Annotated in this window: 21 protein-coding genes; 11 read left to right on the forward strand and 10 right to left on the reverse strand. The window is 64.3% G+C overall.

Annotated elements, in window-relative coordinates:
• Positions 1-72 precede the first annotated feature (72 nt).
• The 7 genes from AAK988_RS05090 to AAK988_RS05120 all read right to left on the reverse strand — a co-directional run bounded on the left by AAK988_RS05090 (position 73) and on the right by AAK988_RS05120 (position 8,466).
• Positions 73-2,085, reverse strand: a complete 2,013-nt coding sequence (locus AAK988_RS05090) for a hypothetical protein (RefSeq protein ID WP_369873753.1) — start codon at positions 2,083-2,085, stop codon at positions 73-75.
• Complete coding sequence (locus tag AAK988_RS05095; protein WP_369873752.1) at positions 2,082-3,299, reverse strand: ABC-2 transporter permease family protein; 1,218 nt, start codon at positions 3,297-3,299, stop codon at positions 2,082-2,084. Before AAK988_RS05095 ends, AAK988_RS05090 begins: the two co-directional genes overlap by 4 nt.
• The gene (locus AAK988_RS05100; protein ID WP_369873751.1) at positions 3,290-4,168 is read right to left on the reverse strand and encodes an ATP-binding cassette domain-containing protein; all 879 of its coding nucleotides are present in this window, start codon (positions 4,166-4,168) and stop codon (positions 3,290-3,292) included. The genes AAK988_RS05095 and AAK988_RS05100 overlap by 10 nt, the downstream gene beginning before the upstream one ends.
• Before the next feature lies 1 nt (position 4,169).
• A complete protein-coding gene (locus tag AAK988_RS05105; protein WP_369873750.1) occupies positions 4,170-5,342 on the reverse strand; it encodes a WD40 repeat domain-containing protein in 1,173 nt (390 codons plus the stop codon).
• A 3-nt stretch (positions 5,343-5,345) separates the two neighbouring features.
• Positions 5,346-6,374: a hypothetical protein gene (locus AAK988_RS05110; protein WP_369880469.1), complete on the reverse strand. Its 1,029-nt coding sequence runs from the start codon at positions 6,372-6,374 to the stop codon at positions 5,346-5,348.
• 131 nt (positions 6,375-6,505) lie between these two features.
• A complete protein-coding gene (locus AAK988_RS05115) occupies positions 6,506-7,795 on the reverse strand; it encodes a sensor histidine kinase (RefSeq protein WP_369873771.1) in 1,290 nt (429 codons plus the stop codon).
• Positions 7,792-8,466: a response regulator transcription factor gene (locus AAK988_RS05120; protein ID WP_369873748.1), complete on the reverse strand. Its 675-nt coding sequence runs from the start codon at positions 8,464-8,466 to the stop codon at positions 7,792-7,794. The genes AAK988_RS05115 and AAK988_RS05120 overlap by 4 nt, the downstream gene beginning before the upstream one ends.
• Positions 8,467-8,654: 188 nt before the next feature.
• Between AAK988_RS05120 and AAK988_RS05125 the strand changes: the two genes are divergently transcribed.
• The 4 genes from AAK988_RS05125 to AAK988_RS05140 all read left to right on the forward strand — a co-directional run bounded on the left by AAK988_RS05125 (position 8,655) and on the right by AAK988_RS05140 (position 12,336).
• Positions 8,655-10,070, forward strand: coding sequence for an FtsX-like permease family protein (locus tag AAK988_RS05125; protein ID WP_369873747.1), 1,416 nt, complete (start codon positions 8,655-8,657; stop codon positions 10,068-10,070).
• Positions 10,071-10,081: 11 nt separating this feature from the next.
• A complete protein-coding gene (locus AAK988_RS05130) occupies positions 10,082-10,828 on the forward strand; it encodes a nitroreductase family protein (protein WP_201757736.1) in 747 nt (248 codons plus the stop codon).
• Between the two features lie 324 nt (positions 10,829-11,152).
• A complete protein-coding gene (locus AAK988_RS05135; protein ID WP_236650689.1) occupies positions 11,153-11,857 on the forward strand; it encodes an HAD family hydrolase in 705 nt (234 codons plus the stop codon).
• A gap of 2 nt (positions 11,858-11,859) precedes the next feature.
• On the forward strand, positions 11,860-12,336 hold the full coding sequence (locus AAK988_RS05140; RefSeq protein WP_369873746.1) for a VanZ family protein: 477 nt from the start codon (positions 11,860-11,862) through the stop codon (positions 12,334-12,336).
• Positions 12,337-12,361: 25 nt separating this feature from the next.
• Here AAK988_RS05140 and galE read toward each other — a convergent pair whose 3' ends face one another.
• The gene (gene galE / locus AAK988_RS05145; protein ID WP_369873745.1) at positions 12,362-13,534 is read right to left on the reverse strand and encodes a UDP-glucose 4-epimerase GalE; all 1,173 of its coding nucleotides are present in this window, start codon (positions 13,532-13,534) and stop codon (positions 12,362-12,364) included.
• Between the two features lie 368 nt (positions 13,535-13,902).
• On the opposite strand from galE, the gene AAK988_RS05150 reads away from it, so the two are divergent.
• Positions 13,903-15,342, forward strand: coding sequence for a CapA family protein (locus AAK988_RS05150; RefSeq protein ID WP_369873744.1), 1,440 nt, complete (start codon positions 13,903-13,905; stop codon positions 15,340-15,342).
• Between the two features lie 68 nt (positions 15,343-15,410).
• Positions 15,411-16,823: a phosphohexomutase domain-containing protein gene (locus AAK988_RS05155; protein ID WP_369873743.1), complete on the forward strand. Its 1,413-nt coding sequence runs from the start codon at positions 15,411-15,413 to the stop codon at positions 16,821-16,823.
• 59 nt (positions 16,824-16,882) lie between these two features.
• On the opposite strand, the gene AAK988_RS05160 is transcribed toward AAK988_RS05155, so the two are convergent.
• Positions 16,883-17,326, reverse strand: coding sequence for a hypothetical protein (locus AAK988_RS05160; protein WP_160324814.1), 444 nt, complete (start codon positions 17,324-17,326; stop codon positions 16,883-16,885).
• 188 nt (positions 17,327-17,514) lie between these two features.
• Between AAK988_RS05160 and AAK988_RS05165 the strand changes: the two genes are divergently transcribed.
• The 5 genes from AAK988_RS05165 (at position 17,515) to AAK988_RS05185 (ending at position 20,517) form a co-directional block, all read left to right on the forward strand.
• The gene (locus tag AAK988_RS05165; protein ID WP_135971469.1) at positions 17,515-17,769 is read left to right on the forward strand and encodes a dynein gamma chain protein; all 255 of its coding nucleotides are present in this window, start codon (positions 17,515-17,517) and stop codon (positions 17,767-17,769) included.
• Positions 17,770-17,780: 11 nt separating this feature from the next.
• On the forward strand, positions 17,781-18,203 hold the full coding sequence (gene nikR / locus AAK988_RS05170) for a nickel-responsive transcriptional regulator NikR (protein ID WP_135971468.1): 423 nt from the start codon (positions 17,781-17,783) through the stop codon (positions 18,201-18,203).
• A 177-nt stretch (positions 18,204-18,380) separates the two neighbouring features.
• On the forward strand, positions 18,381-19,406 hold the full coding sequence (hypE, locus tag AAK988_RS05175; RefSeq protein WP_135971467.1) for a hydrogenase expression/formation protein HypE: 1,026 nt from the start codon (positions 18,381-18,383) through the stop codon (positions 19,404-19,406).
• A gap of 206 nt (positions 19,407-19,612) precedes the next feature.
• Positions 19,613-19,801: a 4Fe-4S binding protein gene (locus tag AAK988_RS05180; protein WP_016310220.1), complete on the forward strand. Its 189-nt coding sequence runs from the start codon at positions 19,613-19,615 to the stop codon at positions 19,799-19,801.
• A gap of 215 nt (positions 19,802-20,016) precedes the next feature.
• Entirely contained in the window at positions 20,017-20,517 is a 501-nt protein-coding gene (locus tag AAK988_RS05185) for a hypothetical protein (protein WP_242370134.1), read from the forward strand.
• An 8-nt stretch (positions 20,518-20,525) separates the two neighbouring features.
• Here the strand turns inward: AAK988_RS05185 and AAK988_RS05190 are convergent, their stop codons facing one another.
• Positions 20,526-21,962, reverse strand: coding sequence for an ATP-binding protein (locus AAK988_RS05190; RefSeq protein ID WP_369873742.1), 1,437 nt, complete (start codon positions 21,960-21,962; stop codon positions 20,526-20,528).
• Positions 21,963-22,100: the final 138 nt, after the last annotated feature.

Consider the following 22,100-nt stretch of genomic DNA (forward strand, 5'->3'; position numbering starts at 1 on the left):
TCTCACCCTTGGGGCGCAAGAGAGGGCAGGCAGCGCACGTTGGGCCAGTTGCGCATAGGAGAAAACCGCTCGTCATAACTCAACTGGAACCGTTCGGCCATCCGATTTCAGAGTGACGGAGAGCTCGCCGCCTTCATAATCGACCGACAGGGCAGGTCCTTCCAACACCACCACGGCATCGGAGCCGTCTTTGGCGCAGGTGCAGACTGCATCGCCGTCCAGGCGGTTGACGAAGCAAAGGCCGTCCTCGGTGAGACAGAAGCTGCGGGCGACGATGTTTCCCACGGGAGCAACTTCCCGGGTTTGGGTGTCGTAGGCCTGAAGGCGCGAATCCTCGTCTACAAAGTAAATGGCGCGACCGTCGAAGGCTATGTTGCCGCTGGCGGGGATGGCGAGCGTCTGCACCGACCGCGTGCCCCGGTCCACCTCGACGATCTTATCGTTCACCACGAAAAAGAAACTGCGGTCGTTCAGGAAAAAACTGCGGCAATCCGGAAGAAACGCCCAGGTATCGCCGACCGTGTAGTCGATTCCCAGCAGGGAGCGGTCGCTGTCGGCGATCTGCTCGAAAATCACGTGGCGCTCCAGCGTGTCCGCATTAAGGCGCACGATGCTGAACTGGGTGAACGTGCTGTTGTAATTGCCAACCCGGTCGATGTATTGTTGGGTTCGCGAAGTAAGGTAGTAAATGCAAGAGCCGGCCACATAGGCGCCCGTCACGGACTCCCCGTCCGAAAAAGCGCCGAAAAGCGGCGATGTTTCCACGGCCATCGTTGCGGCACCTTCGCGTTCTAAGGTGTAGGTTCGGGTTTCGTCGTCGAGCGCCACGGCAAAACCGTCGCCTGCCACGCTTTGGGCGGCAGAGTTGTAGACCACGGTCTCAGCGGCCTCGGAAGAGCATCCGGTTACGGGCAGCAGAAGGGCGACGGCAAGCAGAAGGGCGGCCGCGGGCTTTGCCTTGCTGCCGAAGCGGGGCCTTCTCTCCAAGAGCCAGCAGTTCGTGCTGCGCCGCACCGTTCCGTACAGCGCGAGCATCGTAAGCGCCGCCGAAATTCCCGCCACCAGCGCGAATTCCCACGGGGACACTTCGGCAAACACGGCGATTGCCTCCCCTCCGTCGCCCTGAGCAAAGCGGCCGCCCTCCAAGAATCCCGTGGCCAGCAAGAACGGCAGGGGAAGGGGCAGGCGGAAGATGAATTGCTCCGGCAGTCCGATGAGGGGGATGAGGGTGGCAGCGGCGCCGATAAGAGCCGTCAGTGCGTACTTCCTCACTATAACCGAGGCGAAGAGGAGCAAGGCCGCGAGCATCACCGCGCCGAAGCAGCGGAGGGCGGCGGCCGCTACGAACGCCTCTGCAAGGGAGAGGCTCTTCTCGCTGGTGCCGAAAAGCGGAACGCTCTGGAGGGGATAGTCCCCGTGGGGCAGCCCGTATTTCACCGCGAAGAACGTGAGCTGGAGAAGGGAGAGCGCGACACAAAGGGCAACGGCGGAACCGATGACGATGAGCACCTTGCACCGGGCGCTTGCGCGGCCCTCGGGGGTCGTACGCAAAAGCGCGTCCATCTGGCAGGCGTATTCCGAGCAGAAAGCTGCGGCGGCCAGATACAAGACGGCCAGCAGCACCGCGAAATCCAGCGTCTGGGCAGAGAGAAGCCCGGCCCAGCCGTTCGTCTCAAGGAAGTATCGGTTGGTCGGGTTCTCCGATACATAGAGGTACTGCTGGAAGGCGGCGTCGAAGCCCCGCTCGTGGGCCAGCACCTCCCCGGCCTGGGCCGCCGCACTTTCGTAATCTTCAGCCGAGGTGAGGCCGCTGTAGTAGCTTTCCTGCGCTTCGGCACGGGCGGCTTTCGCTTCCGTGATGGCCTCGCTCTCGTCTTGAAGCCAGGCCTCCTTCTGGTCGTTCAACGCCCCGTCCAGCCTTTCCAGGCACCAGGCGTAATCGGATCGGTGCTCTTGCATGGCGATGTTCTGGGGCTGTTCGGTCGCCGCCAGCCAGACCCCGCTGACCACCAGGGCCGCCAGCAGACAGGCTAGCCCTCGCTGCCCGATCATGAGCTTCTTCCATTCATAGGCGAGCACCATCATCGCAACCTCCTTATGGGGCAGTAGGTGTTTCGCGGCGAAAGCAGATAGATGGCTGCGGCAACGACGAGCCCCGCAACCAGGGAGATTGCGAGCGCTGCCTGCCAGGACAGGACGGGGAAGCCGCCGATGTCCAGAAACTCCGTTTGGGCCAGGAGGGGGCGGCCCGCCAGCAGTGAATAGGGATCGAGCGCTTTCGCCCAGACAAAGTGGGAATAGGCCGCGCTCGCGCCTCCGATGACGAGCACGGCGGTGAGCGCGAAGTTGGCGACAAGGGGAACGAGGGCGTTTCTGCCCCGCAGCGACACCGCAAGCCAGACCATGCCCAAAGCCCAGAGCCCGACGCTTCGCAGCGCCGCCGCCAGCACCGCGAATTGGAAGACGCTGAGGTCGATAGGTGCCTCGGCGAAGCTGGGGATGGCGTACACCGGCAAATCCAAGCCCTCTAAGGTGCCGAAGGCGACCCCGAAGCCCGCCAGGTCAAGCAGCGAGAACCACATGGTCACCAGCAGCAAAAACCCGCTGGCTGCCATCAGCTTCGCGAGAACGGTGCGGCTGCCGCCATTGGGATTCGTGAGCAGCAACCGGTCCATCTGCGTTTCCCGCTCCTCCACGAAGGTGCCGGCCACGCCGTAGAGCCCCAGAAGCAGCACGAGAACGAGGGAGAAGTCGTAGTTCAGGTAGTAGTTGGCCATCTCCGTGTAGGCGAAGTCGGGCACGGTGCGACCGGCGTAGATCTGGTACAGGGCGGCGCTTTCCCGCTGTTGGTACAAGGCTCTGGCCTGAGCCGCGGCCTCGGCGTTTTGGCGCGCCTTTTCCGCCACCGATGCAGCACGGTCGCCATATTCGTAGCAATACTGCATGGGATCGACGAAGTACTTCTCCAGTAGATTCCGATCGCTGTAGAGGTTTCCCGTCAGGGAGTTGGCGTCGTCGGTGGCGGTGCTGGCGGTCATGTCCGCCGTGGCCTGGGCCAAAGGCTGCCACGTCGCCAGCAGCTGCTGCACCTTTTCGGGCGTAATGGGGCCTTGGTACTGGTCGTAGAGCTGCCAGTAGACGGTGTGCCAGCTGCGCTCGCCGCTTCCGTCGGCCAGAAACGAATAGGCATCCCACTCGCTGTAGATCTTGGCCAGGTTTATAACGCTGAACAGGACGAAGAGCACGAGAACCGATCGCCGACAGAAAAGCTTGGCGAATTCGTACCAGACTAGGCGCATGGTGCATCGCCGTCCTGGCAGAAATACAGGAACACGTCTTCCAGGTTCGGTCGCGCTGGCCGAGCCCCCGCACAGGGGCACTCGTCGCTGACGATACGAAGCGAGAAGAGGGCACCGTCCTGTTTCATGTTGCCGATGCAGCAGCGTTCGGCCAGCCGCCGGGATTGTTCCAGGTCCGCCGTTACCTCCCACACTTTGCCCGCGATGCTCTGCTCCAGTGCGCTCGGGGCTCCCTGCATGAGCAGCTTGCCGTGGCGCAGCAGCAGGATTTCCGTGGCAATGCACTCAACGTCGGGCACGATGTGGGTGGCCAGAAGGATGGTGCGCCCAGGGGCGAAGCGGGAGATAAGGTTGCGAAAGCGGATGCGCTCGCCCGGGTCCAGGCCGGCGGTGGGCTCGTCCAGCACCAGGACCTTCGGGTCGGATAGCATGGCCTGGGCAATGCCGAGCCTTTGGCGCATGCCCCCCGAAAGGGCGCCGATCTTCTTGTCCCGCGCGTCGGACAGATTCACGGTGTCCAGCAATTCCACCGCGCGGCTTCGCGCCAAAGCCGGGGACAGGCTCTTCAGCGCTCCCATGTAGAGGAGGAAATCCCCCACGGTGAAGTCGCGGTAGAAGACCGGGTACTGCGGCATATAGCCCAAATCGGCCAGAAACGCGCGGCCCTGTGCCCCAACGTCGCGCCCATCGGCTCTCACTGTCCCGCCGTCGGCGCGCAAGATGCCCACGAGGATGCTGATGAGCGTCGTCTTCCCGGCTCCGTTTTCGCCCAGCAGCCCGAAGACGCCCTCACCCAGCGTGGCACTAAAGTCTTTGAGGGCGTACTTGCCCTTGTAGCATTTCGCTACGTTATCGAACTGAATCTCCATGCTAGGCTCCAAAGCTGAACGTGGCGACTGCCGTGTCGATTTCCTCTATGCCGCAGCCCAGAAGCACGATGGCGGCCTGCGCATCATCTAGAAGGATCACCCGAGGAATTCGCCCCACATAGCGGGAGTCGTTCACCTCGATAGTCTCGGTGGCCACAAGCTCGCCGGAGTCAACGGCATAGACCCGCACGGTGAGCACGTCGCCCAGTTCGGCGGTGGCGACGTATTTGCCCTGTTCGGACACGTAGATGCCGTCCCCTCCCTCGTCGCCCGCGGAAAAGGCGAGCCGATGCGCGGCGCCGCTTGCCGCATCGACCCAGGGAAGGCTCCCGTCGACATGGGAAATTGCAGGGGGAAAGAACAGCCGGCCGTCGGCTCGTAGCATCTCCTCGACGCCCTCCGATTCCAGCCAGTCAAGCTCAAGCTCGCTGCCGTCGATGCCTATGGTCCCCCATACCGGCGCGCTGTCCTCGCCATTTCCGCTTTCGGCGGAAAAGCCGTCGCCGAAAAAGGCCACGCGGTCGTCGTCGGGGGTGAATGCGGCGCCGTTCAGCGAGGTCGCCATGCAGCTGGAGCCGCCGACACCTTGGGCAGTGTCGAGCAGGGTGGTCAGCTGGCCGGCCGGGCGGTCGTAAAGGTAGAGGGCGCTAAGGCCTGCGATGGCCAGCCGATCCCCGTCGCTCGACGCCGCCACACAGCCGGGATCGACCACCGGATCGCCGGACAGAAGCTCTTCCAACGCCAGAGTTTCTTCCAGCTTCAACTCGCTGTCGTAGATGTACGCGACCGCCTCCGCATCGCCCATAACCGTGAGGACGATGCCGTCTTTGAACGGTGCTGCGCCGAAGTCTCGCATCGGTGCCGGAGCCGGGCAGTGGGCCAGCACCGTGCCGGAGGCGGTATCGTAGAGGTACAGCTCATCAGCGCAGACGAGCAACGTGCCCGCCTGGGCATAGGAACAGCCCGTCAGCTTTCCCTGGAAAGGAGCGCTGTCGAAAGCGAAGGAACCTGACGTTTGGGCGGGGTCGTCGTCCCTCATGACATCGGAAGCCGGCAGCGGGGCGGCCGGTGTTTCCGGCGCCGCCTTTTCGGAGCTGTCCGTTGGTGCAGGCGCGCTGCAGGCTCCTAGAACGAGCAGCGACAGGGCCAGTGCGGCGCAAAGTGCTTTTCTCATGATCTAGGCCTCCTGGAAGAGCAGTATCGAGTTGGTTTTGAAGAAGGGCGTGCCCGCGTTGTCGGCAGGCACCGCCACGCAGTAGAACGTGCTGAGCTTCCCTAACAGGGACGGGTCGATGACGCCCTCCACCACGGCCACGCCCCCTTTGCTCAGCTCTACGGCGCTCGATGCCTCTCCGTTCATCGCCATCGGCTGGTGATCGAGGAAAAAGGAGATGTGGTAACGCGCGCCGGGAGTGCCGCACAGGGTGAAGCGCACTGCTACCGGCTCGGTAAGGGGAAGGTTGTCGAATACCGTGTCGCCATCGAGGGTGAGCGTGTAATAGATCCCGTCGTCCAGCGTGTCCATGGTTGTATCCGGCCATCCCGCCTGGGCCAGGTCGTTCTCCAGGTACCGGGCCGTGACCTTTTCCTCGTGCACGCTGCAGGAGGAAAGAGCCTCCACCGGGTTCGGCGCCGTGGCGGCAGACGAAGGGGGGTCGGCGTTGAAGCGCATCTCCACACTGGCGGAAAGTGCGTTGTGATACCACCCGTAGCTGGACGTGCTTTCCATGTCCGGCTGGAAGTCGGGGTTCGTGATGCTGGCGATAGTCAGGTTCAGCGTGTCGCCGCCGTGCCCGGTCACCGGCTCGAAGAGGAAGGCAATGTCTTGATCCTCTGCCGCATCGAATGTGTGGCAAAAGGCATAATCGGACGATTGGCCGTCGATACGGTAGGGCTGGGGTTTCCCGTCCAAGAACAGGAGAAACCCTACACTTTCCAGGTCTCCGCTGACAGAAAAGCGATAGTCCAGGCGAAACTCGCCGCCATCGTAGGGAAATGGCTCCCGCTCACCGCTGTCGGACAGGGGCGGATTGGCGGCCTCGTGGCTGAGCATGGCCATAAGGCTCGCGTCGTCCTGGGCTTCCTCGAAGGGGTTCGACTCATCGCTTTGCGCGGGTGCGGGAGCTTCTTCCGGAACGTCGTAACCGCTGCAGGCGGAGATAGGCAGAAGAGCCGCCCCCAGCAGCACGGCCAAAATGGGTTTCATTCGCATACAGGACCTCCTTTGCATCTTCTGCTCCAGCCTAGGGCGCAAAAGTCAAAAACCGGTCAAGCGGCGAAAAAAATTTCAGAGATGCTGAAGGGCCGCCGGTGAAGATCGACGGCGGCGGTTTTGCGCTAGCTTTTCTCAACGCTTCCTTGGGGGCGATTGACGGCAATCAGCGCCTTTACGCAGGCACCCGTATCGCCGTTCGACAACTCCAAGGATCCTCCCAGCTTCCTGCAGAATATCCGGCTCATGGCAAGCCCCAGCCCCAAATGGCCGCCGGAGGCATCCTCGGTGAAGAACAAGGCGTCCCTCTTTCGGAGCGCTGTCTCTGAGAAGCCGGGGCCGTCATCGGTTACCGTGGCTGCTAGCAGTTCTCCTTCCAGGTGGAACTCAAGGACGATCTCGCGGCGGGCGAAGCGCTGGGCATTGCCCACGAGGTTTTCGAGAATGCGGTACAGAAGTTCGCCGTCGAAGACAGCTGTGCGCTCCGGCACGGAGATGCGGCAGGTCAGCTGCGCGGAACTGCCGCGGCACAGCACGGCCAAAGAATCGCCCAGCCCCTTCAGAAACCCCGGAAGGCTTACCTCTTCGAGGCGAACCTCCACCTCCTCGATGGCTCCCACTTCGCGCATGGCTTCGGTGTAGCGCCCCATGCGGTCGGCGGCGAATTCCAGGTTGACAAGCGCCCGATCGAGTTCCTCGTCGGTCAGAAGACCCGCCTTGCGGCTTTCTTGCAAGTGCTCCACATAGCCTCCCATGATGGCGATGGGGTTGCGCAGATCGTGGGCCACGGATGCCTGGAGGGCTCGGCGCTCTTCCAGCATGTCCCACAGAAGGCGGTTGTTGTCGACGAGGGCCTGACGCATGCTCTCGAAGGCAACGCAGAGCTGGCCCAACTCATCGGCGGAAGCGCAGCGCACCCGAAAGTCGAGGTCTTGGCGGCGGACGTGGGCGGTCGCGTCGGCGAGCGCGCGGATGGGAGGCTCCAGCTTCTTCCGGTAGAACCATTGTCCCGCCAGGGCGATGCCGAGGATGGCGAAGAGAAGCGGCAGCCCGACCATGGCCACCTGCGAGGCGCGGTAGGCGGCTTTCGCCTTATCCGTGAGCATCGAGAAGCTCGAGTCTATGCGGTCGATGGTGTAACTCGCCGTTTGGTCGGGATCGCCTTCCGCGCCGTCCTGGACAAGACGGCCGAGCGACTGCGCCTGTCCGCCGATCTCAACTCGGGTGGTCGCTTCCGAGACCGTGCCGTCGGCAGCAGTGATCCTTTGGGTGAGCCACGCCTCGTTGGAATCTGGCAGGATGGATTTCTGCAGCTGGCTGCAGCCGAAGATCGCGAGGCCGCTGGCCAGGGCAACGGCGAGCATGGTCACCGCCACGGTTCGGGCGAACTCGCCTTTGAGGGACTTCTTCTTCATGCCTTCCACCGGTACCCCATTCCCCAAACCGTTTCAATGGGCTCGCTGCCGCAGGCCTCCGAGAGCTTCTGGCGTATTTTGCGCACGTGCTCTTTGACGACGCTGGCATCCCCTTGGCCGTCGATACCCCATACCGCCGCGTAAATGCGCTCGCGGTCGAAAACCTGGTTGGGGTGGGATGCCAGGAAATCCAAGATGTCGAACTCGCGCTTCGAGAAGGCTATTTCCCGATCCCCGGCGAACACCTTCCGCTGGGACCGATTGATGAGAAGGCCCTGCGCGGCCACCACTTCCGATGTCTGGTGTCCCCGGGCCTCCCGGCGCAGGTGCGCCTCGATGCGCGCCGTCAGCTCTCGCAGGCTGAAGGGCTTCGTGATGTAGTCGTCCCCACCGACTGCAAGGCCGTCAATCTTGTCCTGCTCGGCGATACGCGCCGTAAGAAACAAAATGGGGCAGCCTATGTGGTTCCTGATGGTCTGGCACAGTTGCAGCCCGTCTGTCCCCGGCATGCCGATGTCCAGCAAGATAAGGTCGGGCTTCAAGCCCAGCTTCGCCAGGGCCTCTTCGGCGTTGTTGGCCTTGCAAACCAAATATCCGCGCTGGGTCAGGTGCGCGTCCAGCAGGTCGGTGAGCATGGGCTCGTCATCAACCACGAGAATCTTTTGGGTCATGCTGTCGCCTCCAATCCTATGAATCATAAGACGGGAAAGTCAAAAAACTGTCAAGCCCGAGCACTTCACTTCCCCGCCGAAGGACTGTCGGGGAACCTTGCAAAATCGTTAGGTGCGCGTAAGGCGAATCGATGGCGGGAGGAAGCCCCCTCCCTTAGGCTGGTTCCACCCTTGGATTGGAGCCGCCCATGATCTTGAAGCTTGCCATGCGCAACGTGCTGCGCTCGGTGCACGACTACTCGGTATACTTCGCCACGCTGGCCTTCGCGGCCTGCCTGCTGTACTCCTTCACGGCTTCGGGCGACTACCTCCTGTCCCTCGACCTCACCGCCGACCAGCGCGACATCTACGGGTCCGCCTCCATGGTCACCCAGGCGTTCTCGGTGTTCTCAGCGCTTGTTTTTGCCTTTTTGGTAACCTACGCCAACCGTTTCATCCTGCGGCGGCGCTCCCGAGAGTTCGCCACCTACGGGATCATGGGAATGGAGCCGGCGACCATGGCTCGCATCCTGGTCTACGAGGGATGCGCCGCCGCTGTGGTCGCGCTTGGGGTCGGCGTGCTTGCCGGAGCGCTCGCCTCTCCCCTCTTCGGCGCCATTGCTGCATTCGTCTTCGATGCTGCCTGGCGGCCCCTGCTCGTCTTCTCGGCCGACGCCGCCCTCTGGACTGCGGCATGCTTCGCCGGCATTATGGCGCTCGCCCTGGTCTTGGAGGTTCGGAGCCTGCGCAAGCATTCGCTGGTCGAACTGCTGGATGCCGACAGCGCGCCCGAACAGCCGAAGGGGGCCGCCCGGCTTTCCGTGGGCCTCCAGACGTCGCTTGCGGCAGTCCTGCTTGCCGTCGTCTGGGGCTCCTGCCTGTTCCAGCCGACGCAGTTCATCGTGTGGATTCTGCCCATGGGGGTCGCCGCCGTGCTGGCCACCGGCATGCTCTTCCGGGTTTGGGCCATCAGGCGGCCGGCCCGCGCGTACTGTCGGCCCGAGCGGCTTCTAGCGGGCCTGCGCCTCTTCGACCTGCGTCAGCTGCAGGCCCGCATGTCCCTCAACGCGAACGCGATGGCATGCACCTGCGCACTCATGGCCGTGGCGGTCTGCATGATGGTCGCCGGGCTCGCGTTCAGCGTCGGTATGCGGGACGGATCTGGGCGGCTGAGCGATCTGACGCTGGCCCCCATCGGCTACATCGGCATCTTCTACGGGATCACGTTCCTGATCGCGGCCGCCGCCGTGTTGGCCCTGCAGCAACTTGCCGGCGCCGCCGACGACCGGAAGGCCTACCAACTGCTCGGGAATTTGGGCTGCGATGCGTCCGCGATGCGGAAGAGCATCCGGTCCCAGGTCGGCACCTGCTTCGCGGCGCCGCTGGTCTTTGCGCTCGTCCACGACATCTTCGGCCTGGCCCTGGTGGCGTTTGTGGCCTCCGTGCTGGGCAGCGCGCAGTTTCCCCTCATTGTGGCGGGAGTCGTGGGGGTTACCGCCGCGCTTTTGGGCGCGTACTATCTCATCACCTGCAGGGAGTGCAGCCGCATGCTCCTGCCGTCAGCTCTTCTCGAAGGCCACCGCGCCGCCAGTTGTGATTGTGCTATCCTGCGGAGAAACCGTTGAAAGGGTGAGCTATGGGCGTTGGGATGCTGAGTGAAGGCGTGCGCGGAGTCGACCTTTGGTGGGCGGGGCAGCTCACGCCGATGGAGGCTATCGAGGCGCGGCATTCGGTGCGCAGCTACACTGATCAGTCCCTCGGTGAGGCAGCCGTCGAAACACTGCGAGCGGCCATTGATGCCGTGAACGAGGAAGCGAACCTGAATATCCAACTGGTGCTGAACGAGCCGCGAGCCTTTTCCGGCTTCAAAGCGCGTCTCGTGAATTTCACAGGGGTGCGCAACTACCTGGCGCTTATCGGACCTGAATGCAAGGAGCTGGACGGTATTCTGGGGTATTACGGCGAGCGCCTGGTGCTACTGGCCCAATCGCTCGGCCTGAACAGCTGCTGGGTGGGCGGCACCTACAAGGTGGTGAATCGCGCTTACAACGTGGATCTGGGGGAGAGGCTGGCTGCCGTGGTGGCCTTGGGCTATGGTGCGACCCAGGGCGCGCCCCGCAAGTCCAAGGCTCCTCAGGAGGTGGCCGCGGGCCACAGCGATGCCCCCGACTGGTTTAAGCGCGGGGTGGATGCGGCTTTGCTGGCACCCACGGCGCTAAACCAGCAGAAGTTCTCCTTTGCCCTGGCCGGCGAGACGGAGGCGGGCGCGCCTTTGGTGAGGGCGACGACGCGGCGCGGGCCGTTCACCCAAATGGACCTCGGTATCGCCCAGTGCCATTTCGAGATCGGCGCCGGGGATGCCCTGTTTGCCTGGGCCGATTAGGCATTTGCAGGTTGTCCAGCTGACGGGCGAACTCGCGTCCGAGGCCGGAGGAGGCACCCGTGATGAGGGCGACGCGCTTGGAAGCGGCTGGCGTGGTCGGTGCGGGTGCGTGTTCCGGTTTCGGGGACTCCATGAGGGCACTCCTCTTCGTCAGTGGATGGACTCACGCTACCAGCCGAGGAGGCTTGGGGCCAGAGGGCTGGGGAAACCGTTACAATTATGTGGCCCCGATAACAGTTTGGAGGGCACGGTGGAGGCCTCGGCCCGTTCGTGGTTTCCTAGGGAGGATGACTGCACGACCCCACGCAAAGGAGCCCCATTCCCATGGCTGCTGAAGAAATGAAGACCCTGGCCCTCGAGCCGCCCTTTGATACGTTCATCTTCGACTTGGACGGCACCCTGCTCGATACCCTCGACGACCTCATGGTGCTCACCAACGATGTGCTCGCCGAGTTCGACATGCCCACGCATACTCGCGAGGAGATCAACTCCTACGTGGGCAACGGCGCGGCGGCGCTCATCTATCAGGCGGTGCCCGCCGACACGCCGCCGGCAGTGGCCGATGCGTGCCTCGCGCGGTGGAAAGAGGCCTACGACGCCTATCCCAACGACCTCACGAAGCCCTACCCGGGCGTTGTCGCCCTGCTGGCTGCCCTGCGTGAGCGCGGTTGCAAGCTGGGCATTCTCTCGAACAAGTTCGACCGGGGCGTGACGTTCATTGTGGACAAGTGCTTGCCGGGCGCAGTGGACACGGCCCACGGCGAGGGCGGTGTGCGGAACTTCCCGCGCAAGCCCGCGCCGGAGGGTCTGCTGGCGACCATCGAGGAGCTGGGGAGCACGCCTGCGCGCACGGTGTACGTGGGCGATTCGCCGGGAGATATTCACGTGGCCCGCAACGCCGGGTGCTATGCCGTGGGCGTGGCCTGGGGCTACCACGATCCGGCCGACTTCGCTGCCGAAGGCTGGGCACCCGACCGACTGGTGAGCGAACCCGCGCAGATTGCCGCATTGGCTCCTGGGGTCGCATAGCCGTGACCCAGCGAGGAAAGCTCATACTCTCCTGGGTGCTCGTCGCCCTGTGGGCGGCGCTCATCTTCTTCATGTCGGCCCATGCGGGCAGCGATTTCTCGGGCACGGGCCCCTTGGCTGCGGTTAAGGGCTGGCTGGTGAGTTTGGCAGCTCCCGCGTTCGGGGAAGATACCGACATCGTGAACGTTGCGGCGCACTTCTGCGAGTACCTCGTGTTTGGGATGCTGTTGTTTCGGGCCGCGAGGCTGACGGTTCCGGGTCGTCCCCACTGGTGGGTGGCCCTGACGGCCGTGGCCTTGGCCAGCGCCTACGGCATCACCGACGAGCTGCACCAAGCTTTCGTCCCCGGCCGCCTGTGCGATCCCGCCGACTGGCTCACCGACACCCTGGGGGCCAGCTTGGGCGCAACTTTGGCGGCGATCCTTGTCCGTGGAGGCGGGAGGAGAGAAAAGAGGGACGGCCGATGGCCGTCCCAGTAGGGTGAGAGAAGCGGGCTTCGGTTGCTTAAGAGGCGTCCCCGTATCCGTCGGGGTTCTGGGACTGCCAGCGCCAGCCGTCCTCGCACATGCGGGCCATGTCGTACTCGGCTACCCAGCCTAGCTCGTCGCGGGCCTTGGAGGCATCGGCATAGCACGCGGCGATATCGCCGGGGCGCCGGGCCATGATGCGGTAGGGAATCTCGTGACCGCAGGCCTTCTCGAAGGCGCGGATGACATCGAGCACCGAGGAGCCGGTGCCCGTGCCGAGGTTGAATATGCCCACGCCCCGACGGCTGCCGTCTTCGGCCGGCTTGCCGGCCACGGAGCCCACACCCGCCGCCTCGCCGGTGCCCACGCGCCCGGCCATCCAGTCCAGGGCAGCGACGTGGCCCCGGGCCAGATCGACCACGTGGATGTAGTCGCGCACGCCGGTGCCGTCGGGGGTGGGGTAGTCGTCGCCGAGCACGCCCACGGATTCCAGTTTTCCCACGGCTACCTGCGCCACGTAGGGCAGCAGGTTGTTCGGAATTCCCTTGGGATCCTCTCCGATGCGGCCGCTCTCGTGGGCGCCGATGGGGTTGAAGTAGCGCAGAAGCACGATATTCCACTCGTTGTCCCCCGTGTACAGGTCGGACAGGATCTGCTCGAGCATGGACTTGGTCCAGCCGTAGGGATTGGTGGCATCGTGTTTCGGGCAGCTCTCGGTGATGGGGATGAACTCCGGCTCGCCATACACCGTGGCGCTCGACGAGAACACGATGTTCTTGCAGCCGTGTTCGCGGGCCACATCGGCCAGTACCAGAGTGCCCGTGATGTTGTTCCAGTAGTACTCCAGCGGCTTGGCCACACTCTCGCCCACGGCTTTGAAGCCGGCGAAATGGATGATGACGTCTACGGCATGGGCCGCGAAGATGGCCTCCAGAGCCGCACGGTTGAGAATGCTCGCCTCGTAGAACGTGAGCGAGGGTCCAGCGGTGTTGGCGACGGTGCCCTCATCGGCGAATACGGGGGCAATGCCGGTGATCTCCCCCACGCGCCGCACGGCCTCGCGGCTGGAATTGCTCAGGTCGTCTACGATGACAACCTGGTAGCCTTGCTCTAGGAGCTCAACGACGGTGTGGCTGCCGATGAACCCGGCACCTCCCGTCACCAGGACGCAGGTGTCGGCGGCGTCTTTTGCAAGCAGGGCATTGGCCATGGGAACCTTCTTTCTCGCGTTGAAGCGCCGGGCGCTTCCTTTGTATGGCCACCATGGTATCAGGAGCGAGGCTCCCTCCGGTCGTTTTCAAGGGAAAAGCGCGAGGAGGGGTCTCAGGCGACTCCCGTTGCCTCTGCGGCTGACACGTCGATCAACGAGGCGAGAAGGGAACGGTCGGCTGCGGCGAAGGTCTCGATCTGATCGACGAGCAATTGGGGTTGTGAGGGCGCGCCTCGGTGGGCTTCGGGTGTTCGCTTCTCCTGCGGAGGTCTTCTGCCGGTCTGCGGGGACGACCGCGTCAGAAAGCGTATAATGGGCCGGAACGACAAGCCCCAGGGGCTATGCGCGGCAATGGGGAAGGAGCGGCCGTGGAGCGACATCATCGGCGGCCGGGTCCGACGCGGCGCCGCAGTATCTACGTGGGAGGCCGGGGCCACTCATCTCTGGGAAGCATGGGGCCCTTCGGCGTGCCCGGGGCCATCGGCGGGGCTCCGGCGGGGAAGAGCGGCCTGGGCCCGCGCCTCGTCGTTTTTGCCGTCGCGGCCCTGCTGCTGTGGTGGGTCGTGTCCTCCGTCGCCTCGTGCGCCGCTCGGCCCGCAGCCTTGTCTGACACGGGGCTGTCCGGCGAGATGGCGAGCGAGCCCCTCGGCCCGACCGTGTCCTTCGTGGCCGTGGGAGACAACCTGCCCGAGAAGACCCTGGGGGCCTACGCCGACAGCCTGGCCGGCGAGACCGGCGATGGCACCTACGACTACCGGCCCATCTACGCGCCGGTGCGCTCCTATATCGAAGGGGCCGACCTGGCTTTCGTGAGCCAGGAGGTACACCTCGGCGGCGACGATTTGGGCGTGCAGGGTTACCCCTCGTTCAACGCCCCCGACGACTTGGCCGATGCCCTGGTGGACACTGGATTCGACCTGGTGGCTTCCGCATCAAACCACTGTTACGACTGGGGTAACTTCGGGGCCGTGGAGCATTCCCGAGAGCTGTGGAACACCAAGCCCGTGGCTTTCACCGGCACCGCCACCTCCCAGGAGGAGGCCGACTCCATTCCCGTGGTGGAGCGCGAGGGCATCACCTTCGCCCTGCTCGACTACACCTATGGGCTGAATGGCTTCGAGCCCGACGATATTCCCTCTTACGCCGTGAGCTTCCTGGACGAGGACCGCATCCGCTCTCAGGTGGCCCAGGCCCATGAGCTGGCCGATGTGGTCGTCGTCGCAGCCCATTGGGGCACCGAGAAGCAGATGGAGCCCGACGAGCAGCAGCTGGCCTACGCCCAGCTGTTCGCCGACTTGGGCGTCGATATCGTGCTGGGGTCGCACCCCCATGTCATCGGCCCCGTGGAATGGGTGGAAGGGTCAGGCGGCCACAAGACGCTGGTGGCCTACGCTCTCGGCGACTTCAAGAGCACCCATGATACGCCGCATCTGGAAAGCGAGCTGGCCGGTATGCTTGCCTGCGATTTCGTGCGCGAGCCCCCTGCGAGCGCCGAGGCAGCGGAAGGCGCGGGGCCGGACGAGGAGGGGGCTGAGGCGCCGCCCGATGCCGACGCGACCGGCGACGGAGTGGGCGATGACGGGGCCACCGAGCAGGGGCCGGTCACCATTCAGAATGTGCGGTGGATTCCCCTCGTGAACCATATTGAGGACGGGGCCCACGCGGTGTACGCCCTGGAGAACTACAACGACGAGCTGGTGGCGCGCCACACGTTCCTCGGCACCCAGGACAACCCGCTCCAGTGGATGCGCGATACCACCGAACAGGTCGTTCACTCCCGCGGTGCCGATATTCCCATTGAAATCTGACGCAGCGGCGCGGCCTTCCACTATAATCAACGGCACTGTGCATTACCCGCCTAACCAGGAGGCATTCCATGGCTGACATTCATTTCGGAACCGACGGCTGGCGCGCCATTATCGGGGAGGATTTCACGCCCGATAACTTGATTCGCGTCATCGATGCGGCGGCCCGCATCTTCAAGGAGGAGGCGGTGGCGGCCGGCCGCGATGCCGATGCCCCGGGCACACTCATCGTCGGCCACGATTGCCGCCAGGATGCCCACGGCTATGCCGAGCTGGCGGCCCAGGTGGCTGCGGGCCACGGCTTCACCGTGCTGCTCACCGAGGACTACTGCCCCACCCCCACGCTCTGCTGGTCGGTGGCCCACAACGACGACGCCGTGGGCGGCATCATGCTCACGAGCTCCCATAATCCCGCCGAGTACCTGGGCGTGAAGCTGCGCATGGCCGATGGCGGTGCGAGTCCCGCCGAGTTCACCGACCGGGTGGAGGCGGTGCTGCCCGCCGAACCCACCGATGTGCTGGGCCCCTTCCAGACCGCCGACCTCATGACCGACTACCTCGCCGCCCTGCGCTCGTTGGTGGACATGGAGGCCATTCGCGACGCGGGCCTGCGCGTGGTATGCGACCCCCTCTACGGCGCCGGTCGTCACTACCTGGCTGACCTTCTGCGCGATATGGGCGTGGAGGTGGTGGAAATCCACAACGGCGAGGATCCCACGTTCGCCGGCTTGCATCCCGAGCCCATCCAGCCCTGGGTTGACGAGGGTCTGGCGAAGGTGGCCGAGCTGGGCTACGATGCGCTGTTCATCAACGATGGCGACGCCGACCGCATTGCCGCCGGCGACGCTCAGGGCAACTACGTGAACGCCCATCGCATCATCACGCTGCTCACCAAGCATATGGTCGACCGCGGCGAGACGGGCCGCGTGGTGTCCACGATCACGGCCTCGGCCATGCTCGACCGCATGTGCCGCAGGCTGGGGCTTGAGCTGGTCAGCACGCCCGTGGGCTTCAAGTGGATCTACGGCGAGATGGAGAAGGGCGGTGTGATGATCGGCGGCGAGGAGTCCGGCGGCATCGGCCTGCCCGGCCATGTGAAGGAGCGCGATGGCCTGCTCATGGCCCTGCTGCTCACCGAGTGCATGGCCCAGTCCGGCAAGGACCTGGGCACGCTGGTGGACGAGATGCTCGCCGATATCGGCCGCTTGGAATTCGCTCGCCGCGGGCTTTCCATCACCGACGAGCAGATGGCTCGCTTCCGTGCCGAGATGGTGCCCTCCTACACGGCCGACGAGGTGGCCGGCAAGCGCGTGATCGACGTGGATCGCCGCGACGGCGTGAAGCTCTTGCTGGAAGGGGATGCCTGGGTCATGATGCGCCCCTCCGGCACCGAGCCCTTGGTGCGCGTGTACGCCGAGGCTGCTACCACCGAGGAGGTGGAGGCGCTGCTCGACGCCGCCGAGGCTATGGTCACGAGCCTGTAGGCCGAGTATTTCGCGTTTGCGCGGGCGGCTGCCTTCTGAGGGGCGGCCGCCCGCTGTCGTTACCGCAGCTTCTTCAGGAGGGCCCAGGCGCACTGCTTGCCGTTGTCGGAGGTCAGGAGCCCTTCGAAGTCTTCGAAGATGACGGCGGTGCGCCCGAGCAGACGGTTGGGGGCATCGAGGGTCACGGGGGTGCGGTAGGCGGCCGACAGCAGTTCGGCGGCGAAGGCGTCAGTGGCCACCAGGGCCACGGGATCGAGCCCCTCCACGATGGTGCGGGCGTCTTCGGCGCCTAGCTTGCCCTCCTCGGTTTCGGCGACGACCACGGCCAGGGGCGCACTGCCGAACTCCAGGGACGCAGCCGATTTCTCCAGGGCTGCTCGGGCGGGGGCGCCCAAGGGCGTTTCGCTGACCACCATGAGGGCGGATGTGGGCGCACCCGTAAGGTGAGAACCGTAGAGGGTGAGCACCGACTCGCCCGTTACCTCGAACATGTTACTGCTCACGGAATAATTCACACTCCATCTTGCGCTTCGGGGCCGTTCGCGATAAAAATAATCCTACCTATATAGTAGCAAAGCACTGCGATCCCGGGGCTGGCGGATTGCGCTCGCAAGGGCCGGATGCGGCTCGTCTGGACGCAGCGAAGCCCCGTGACTGCACGGCGCTTACGCTCGGTTCCAAGGAGGAAGCCATGTGCACCAACGGAGTAAACACCGGTCAGCTGGAGATGATGATCGACCAGATCGACGACCACATTAAGCTGGAGCGCCGCCACGCGCACGATCTGGGCCACTTGGCCTCCGATGCCGGCTTTACCACCGTGGGCGAGAAGCTGCACAACGTCATGCACCTGCTCGACGAGGTTCGTGCGGCGTTGGACGAGGCCAAGGAGGCCATGGAGGATGACGCGGAAGACGCCGCCGGCTTCACGGTGCAGCTCGTCTAGGCGGCTCATCCATGAGCAACGATCTGGTTCGGTTCTCCGTTGCCATGCCCGAGGATCTGCTGATCGAGTTCGACCAGTTGGTGGCCCGGCGCGGCCTGGCGAAGAACCGCAGTGAAGTAGTGCGCGATCTGGTGCGTGATGCCCTGGTGGAGGAGGAGTGCTCCACGCCGGGGTCGGTGGTCATGGGCACGCTCACCATCATCTACAATCACCACTCCAACGACTTGCAGGAGAAGCTGCACACCATCCAGCACGACTATTTCGATGCCATCATTTCCACCATGCACGTACATGTTGACCAGCACATGTGCCTGGAGGTTATTGTAATGCGCGGTGAAACGGGCCTCGTGCAGTCGGTGGCGAACCTCATTCTGGGCACCAAGGGCGTGAAGAACGGCAAGCTGGTGCTCACCACAACCGGCAGGCATTTGTAGGCGGTGCCCCTGCCTGCGCAGCTGAGGTTGAGTGTAGAGGAGGCGTCGGGTGTTCTGACCGAGCGAGTTCCGCAGCGACTGGAACAGCCCAGTGGGCTGTTCCACAAAGCGAGGACTGTCTGAGCGAATCAGAATACCCGATGGCTCCGACCAGCGATAACGCACGAGAGGAACGATATGGCAGACGAGAAGGTAATGCTGGGGCATGGCTCTGGCGGCTCTATGATGAAGCGCATCATCGACGAGGTGTTCTTTGCGGCCTACGGGAGCGACGAGCTGCTCGTTGGCGACGATGCGGCGGTGCTGCCGGCCCTGGAACCGGGAGAGCGCCTGGCCTATTCCACGGACAGCTTCGTGGTGACGCCCCACTTCTTCCCCGGTGGCGACATCGGGCGCTTGGCCGTGTGCGGCACGGTGAACGATGTGGCCACCTCGGGCGCCCGGCCCCTGTACCTGTCCTGCGCCTTCATTCTGGAAGAGGGCTTTCCCATGGACGATCTGCGCCGCATCTGCGCCTCTATGGCGGCCTGCGCCAAGGAAGCCGGCGTGCGCATCGTGACCGGTGATACCAAGGTGGTCAACCGTGGCCACGGCGATGGCATCTACATCAACACGAGCGGCGTGGGCGCGCTGCCGGCTGGCCGGCACCTCGGCGGCGCGCAGATTCGCCCCGGCGACGTGGTGCTCGTGAGCGGCACTCTGGGCGACCACGGCATCACCATCATGAGCTGCCGCGAGGGCCTGAACTTCTCGGCAGACATCGAAAGCGACGCCGCCCCGCTGAACCACCTCATCGCCGACGTGCTGGCCGCCGCTCCTGCCACCCGCTGCTTCCGCGATCCCACCCGGGGTGGTTTGGCCTCTACCTTAAACGAGCTCGCCGAGCAGTCGGGCACCGACATCACCGTGGACGAGGGTGCCGTTCCCGTGAAGGACGCCGTGCTCGGTGCCTGCGAGATGCTCGGCTACGACGTGCTGCAGGTGGCCAACGAGGGGAAGATGGTGTGCGTGGTGCCGGCCGACGAGGCGGAGGCGGCCCTGGCCGCCATGCAGGCGAGCCCCTACGGTCGCGACGGTGCCATCATCGGCACGGTGGCCGCCGCCGATGCGACCCGGGGTCCGAAGGTGTTCCTGCGCACCGCCTTCGGCAGCACCCGCATTCTGGATATGCTCGTCGGCGAGCAGCTTCCCCGCATCTGCTAGGGCGCGCTGGCCCAGTGCCGCGCGGCGCCGCTCGCCGGACAAAAAAGGGGTGGTTTGGGGTGTCCTAAACCGCCCCCCTGAAAAGTTCCCTATTCCTACTTGCGCTCGGCTGCTTTCATGGTATCTTGCGCAATGTGGTTGGGGCCCTCAAAGGGCTTTGGCCCCTACGACGAGGAATTAATGAACTGAACACGAAGGAGCTTCCCATGTCTCATCCGGTTATTGAAGCTGACGAGTGCATCGGCTGCGGCATTTGCGTTGACGCGTGCCCCCAGGAAGTGCTCGAGGTCGTCAACGGCGTCGCCGACGCCGTGAATGAGGATGCCTGCATCGCTTGCGGCGACTGCGTCGAGGAGTGCCCCATGGGCGCCATCCCCGAGATCGTCGAGGACTAGGCAGCGACTCTTTCGGTAGGCATCGGCCCTCGGGTTGCGATGCTCCCAGCGTAGTGCGAGAACCCGCCGTGGCCCCCATTCAAGGGCTGCGGCGGGTTTTTTCACGCTTTAGCAGGGAAAGTTCGCTTTTATGATATATTGAATCTCCAAGGTGCCCTCCCGGCTTCAGCTACGGGAGGGAGCCGACACGCAAGGGAAGCGCGGAGAATGAATTCATGAGGAAGAGCAACGGGATCATCATAGCCATCTTCGCGGCTGCATCGGTCGCGTTTCTCTGGCTGTGGCATGCTCTTCGGTTCGACCTTGTGGACAATCCCCTCGATTTGGTGATCGCCCTTGTGTGGTGGGCGGTCATCGCAGGGGTCTGCATTGCCATTCATCTGGTCGAGAAGCGTCGCCAAGAGCGTATTCGCACCATGTTTCTGGCGCCGGGGCTCATCTACAACAGCGAAGCCGGTGTCATGCGCATTGCGCCCGATGCCCCTATGGCCGGCGAACTGCAGCGCGTGCTCGGCAGCCTCACCTATGGCTTCGAAGTGGCCGAACTGCCCTCAAACTCTCGTGTGCGCTTCCAGCGCATCGTGCGCACCTCGAAGTTCGCCGACCAGGGAGATGTGTGGGAAGGGGAGGTCGTTGAGGTGGCCACGCCCGACCGCTCCCAGCCTTTCCATAGCCGCCGTGAGCTGGCGGCGCTCTTGGAGCCCGGGCGCTCCTAGGTCATTGCTCAGTTCACCTGCCAGAAGCCAGACTTATCGGAGCCGATGCGCGTAATGAGCCCCAGCTCGCGCAGGCGCCTGAACGAGCGCCGCACGGTGCTCTCGGAGACCCCCAGATTGCGGGCAATGCGCGGTGCGGTCAGCCTTCCGTCGATGTCGATGAGGGCGAGGACCCGCTCGTCGCTGAACGTGAGGCTCGTCTCGTGCTGCATGGCCGCGGCTCGGGCCGCGACCTGCACGGCGGCCAGCTCCGTTCGGGGCACGGGCGCGGGAGCCAGATGGGGGGACGGTGCCATGGAGGCGGCCAGCAGGCTGTCGTTGTCGGTGGGGAAGCACACCATAGTCTCATCATCGCGCAGCGAGAAGAGGGGCTCGGGCACGCCGGCTTCCATGCAGTGCATGCGGATGGCGCCGATGCCGTTGCCCCACCCGTCGATGATACCGAGGGAGCGCAGGGCGGCCACGAGGCTTGGATTGTTCGGCCGCGAGGTATGGCGCCCCAGCAAGGTTCCCACATCCCAGGTGCGGGGCGGCCGGCCCACGTTGTCGATGCAGAGGCGATCGGAGAACACGCTGACTTGCACGGGGGTTCCGCTCCCATAGTTTTTGTGGGCAAGGGCGTTCAGGATAGCCTCGTGGATTGCGTCGCGCGGCGGCAGGGCGCCGTGGGGGCCGGTCGCCGGCGAGCCTGCAAAGGGGTTCATGCGGGGCAGGTATTTCTCGAAGAGCAGCTCCACGGTGCCGTGCAGCTGCTCGATAAGCGATCCGCGCACCTCGTCCTCAAAGATGGGGGTGATGCCGCGGGCTCCGAAGAAACCGATGCGCACCGTGGCTCCCGGGATGAAGCGCTGGGGCTGGTCGTGCAGCAGGAGGATGCCGGCGTTGGTGGGGGTACCCACGCCGGTCATGAGCCCTTCGTGGCGCAGGGCCTCTTCGATAGCGGCCGTCTTATCGAGATCGGTGGTGAGGTCGGTGTCCCGCGCCGCCCCGGTGAAGCGGGTGACGAGTCCGAGGTTCAGATCGTCCATGCTCGCCTGCACTACGGGGAGCAGCTCCCATTTGATGTCCGGTTCCAAGTCCCGCTGGAGCAGGCGGTCGAGGGCCTCGTCATCGAGCACATGGTTCGCGCCATCCTGGTAAAAGTAGAACACGCCGCGGTAGCTAAGGGGCTCGCTGGCAGGCGGGATCACCACCTCAAGGCAGAAACGACCGCCGTCGAGCACCAGTTCCACGGCGCAGACGAGGCCGAGGGCCTGATCGACCGCCGGCGGAATGGACTTCATGATGCGATTGGTGCGGCGCTTGACCGAGCCGCGACTGTCCACATCGGCATTAAGGATGAGCCGTCCGCCGCCGGCGTTGGCTATGCCGCAGACAACCTCCAGGCAGTCGTCCCGCCACGCCGAGCGCCGGGCGATAGGGAGCGTCCTGTCGGAAGCGACCATGGGCTGCCTTTCTCCTTACCCTGTCAGTACCCGTGCATCATTATTATAAAAAAGAACTCCGCGCAAGGGAACGGGCCTCATCTAAGCTTTCCTAGCTCAGGTTTCGTACAAGTGTTCACATAACCTTCATAGCGGAAG

It is taken from the genome of Adlercreutzia muris, assembly GCF_041223505.1.
GTDB classification, from domain to species: domain Bacteria; phylum Actinomycetota; class Coriobacteriia; order Coriobacteriales; family Eggerthellaceae; genus Adlercreutzia; species Adlercreutzia muris.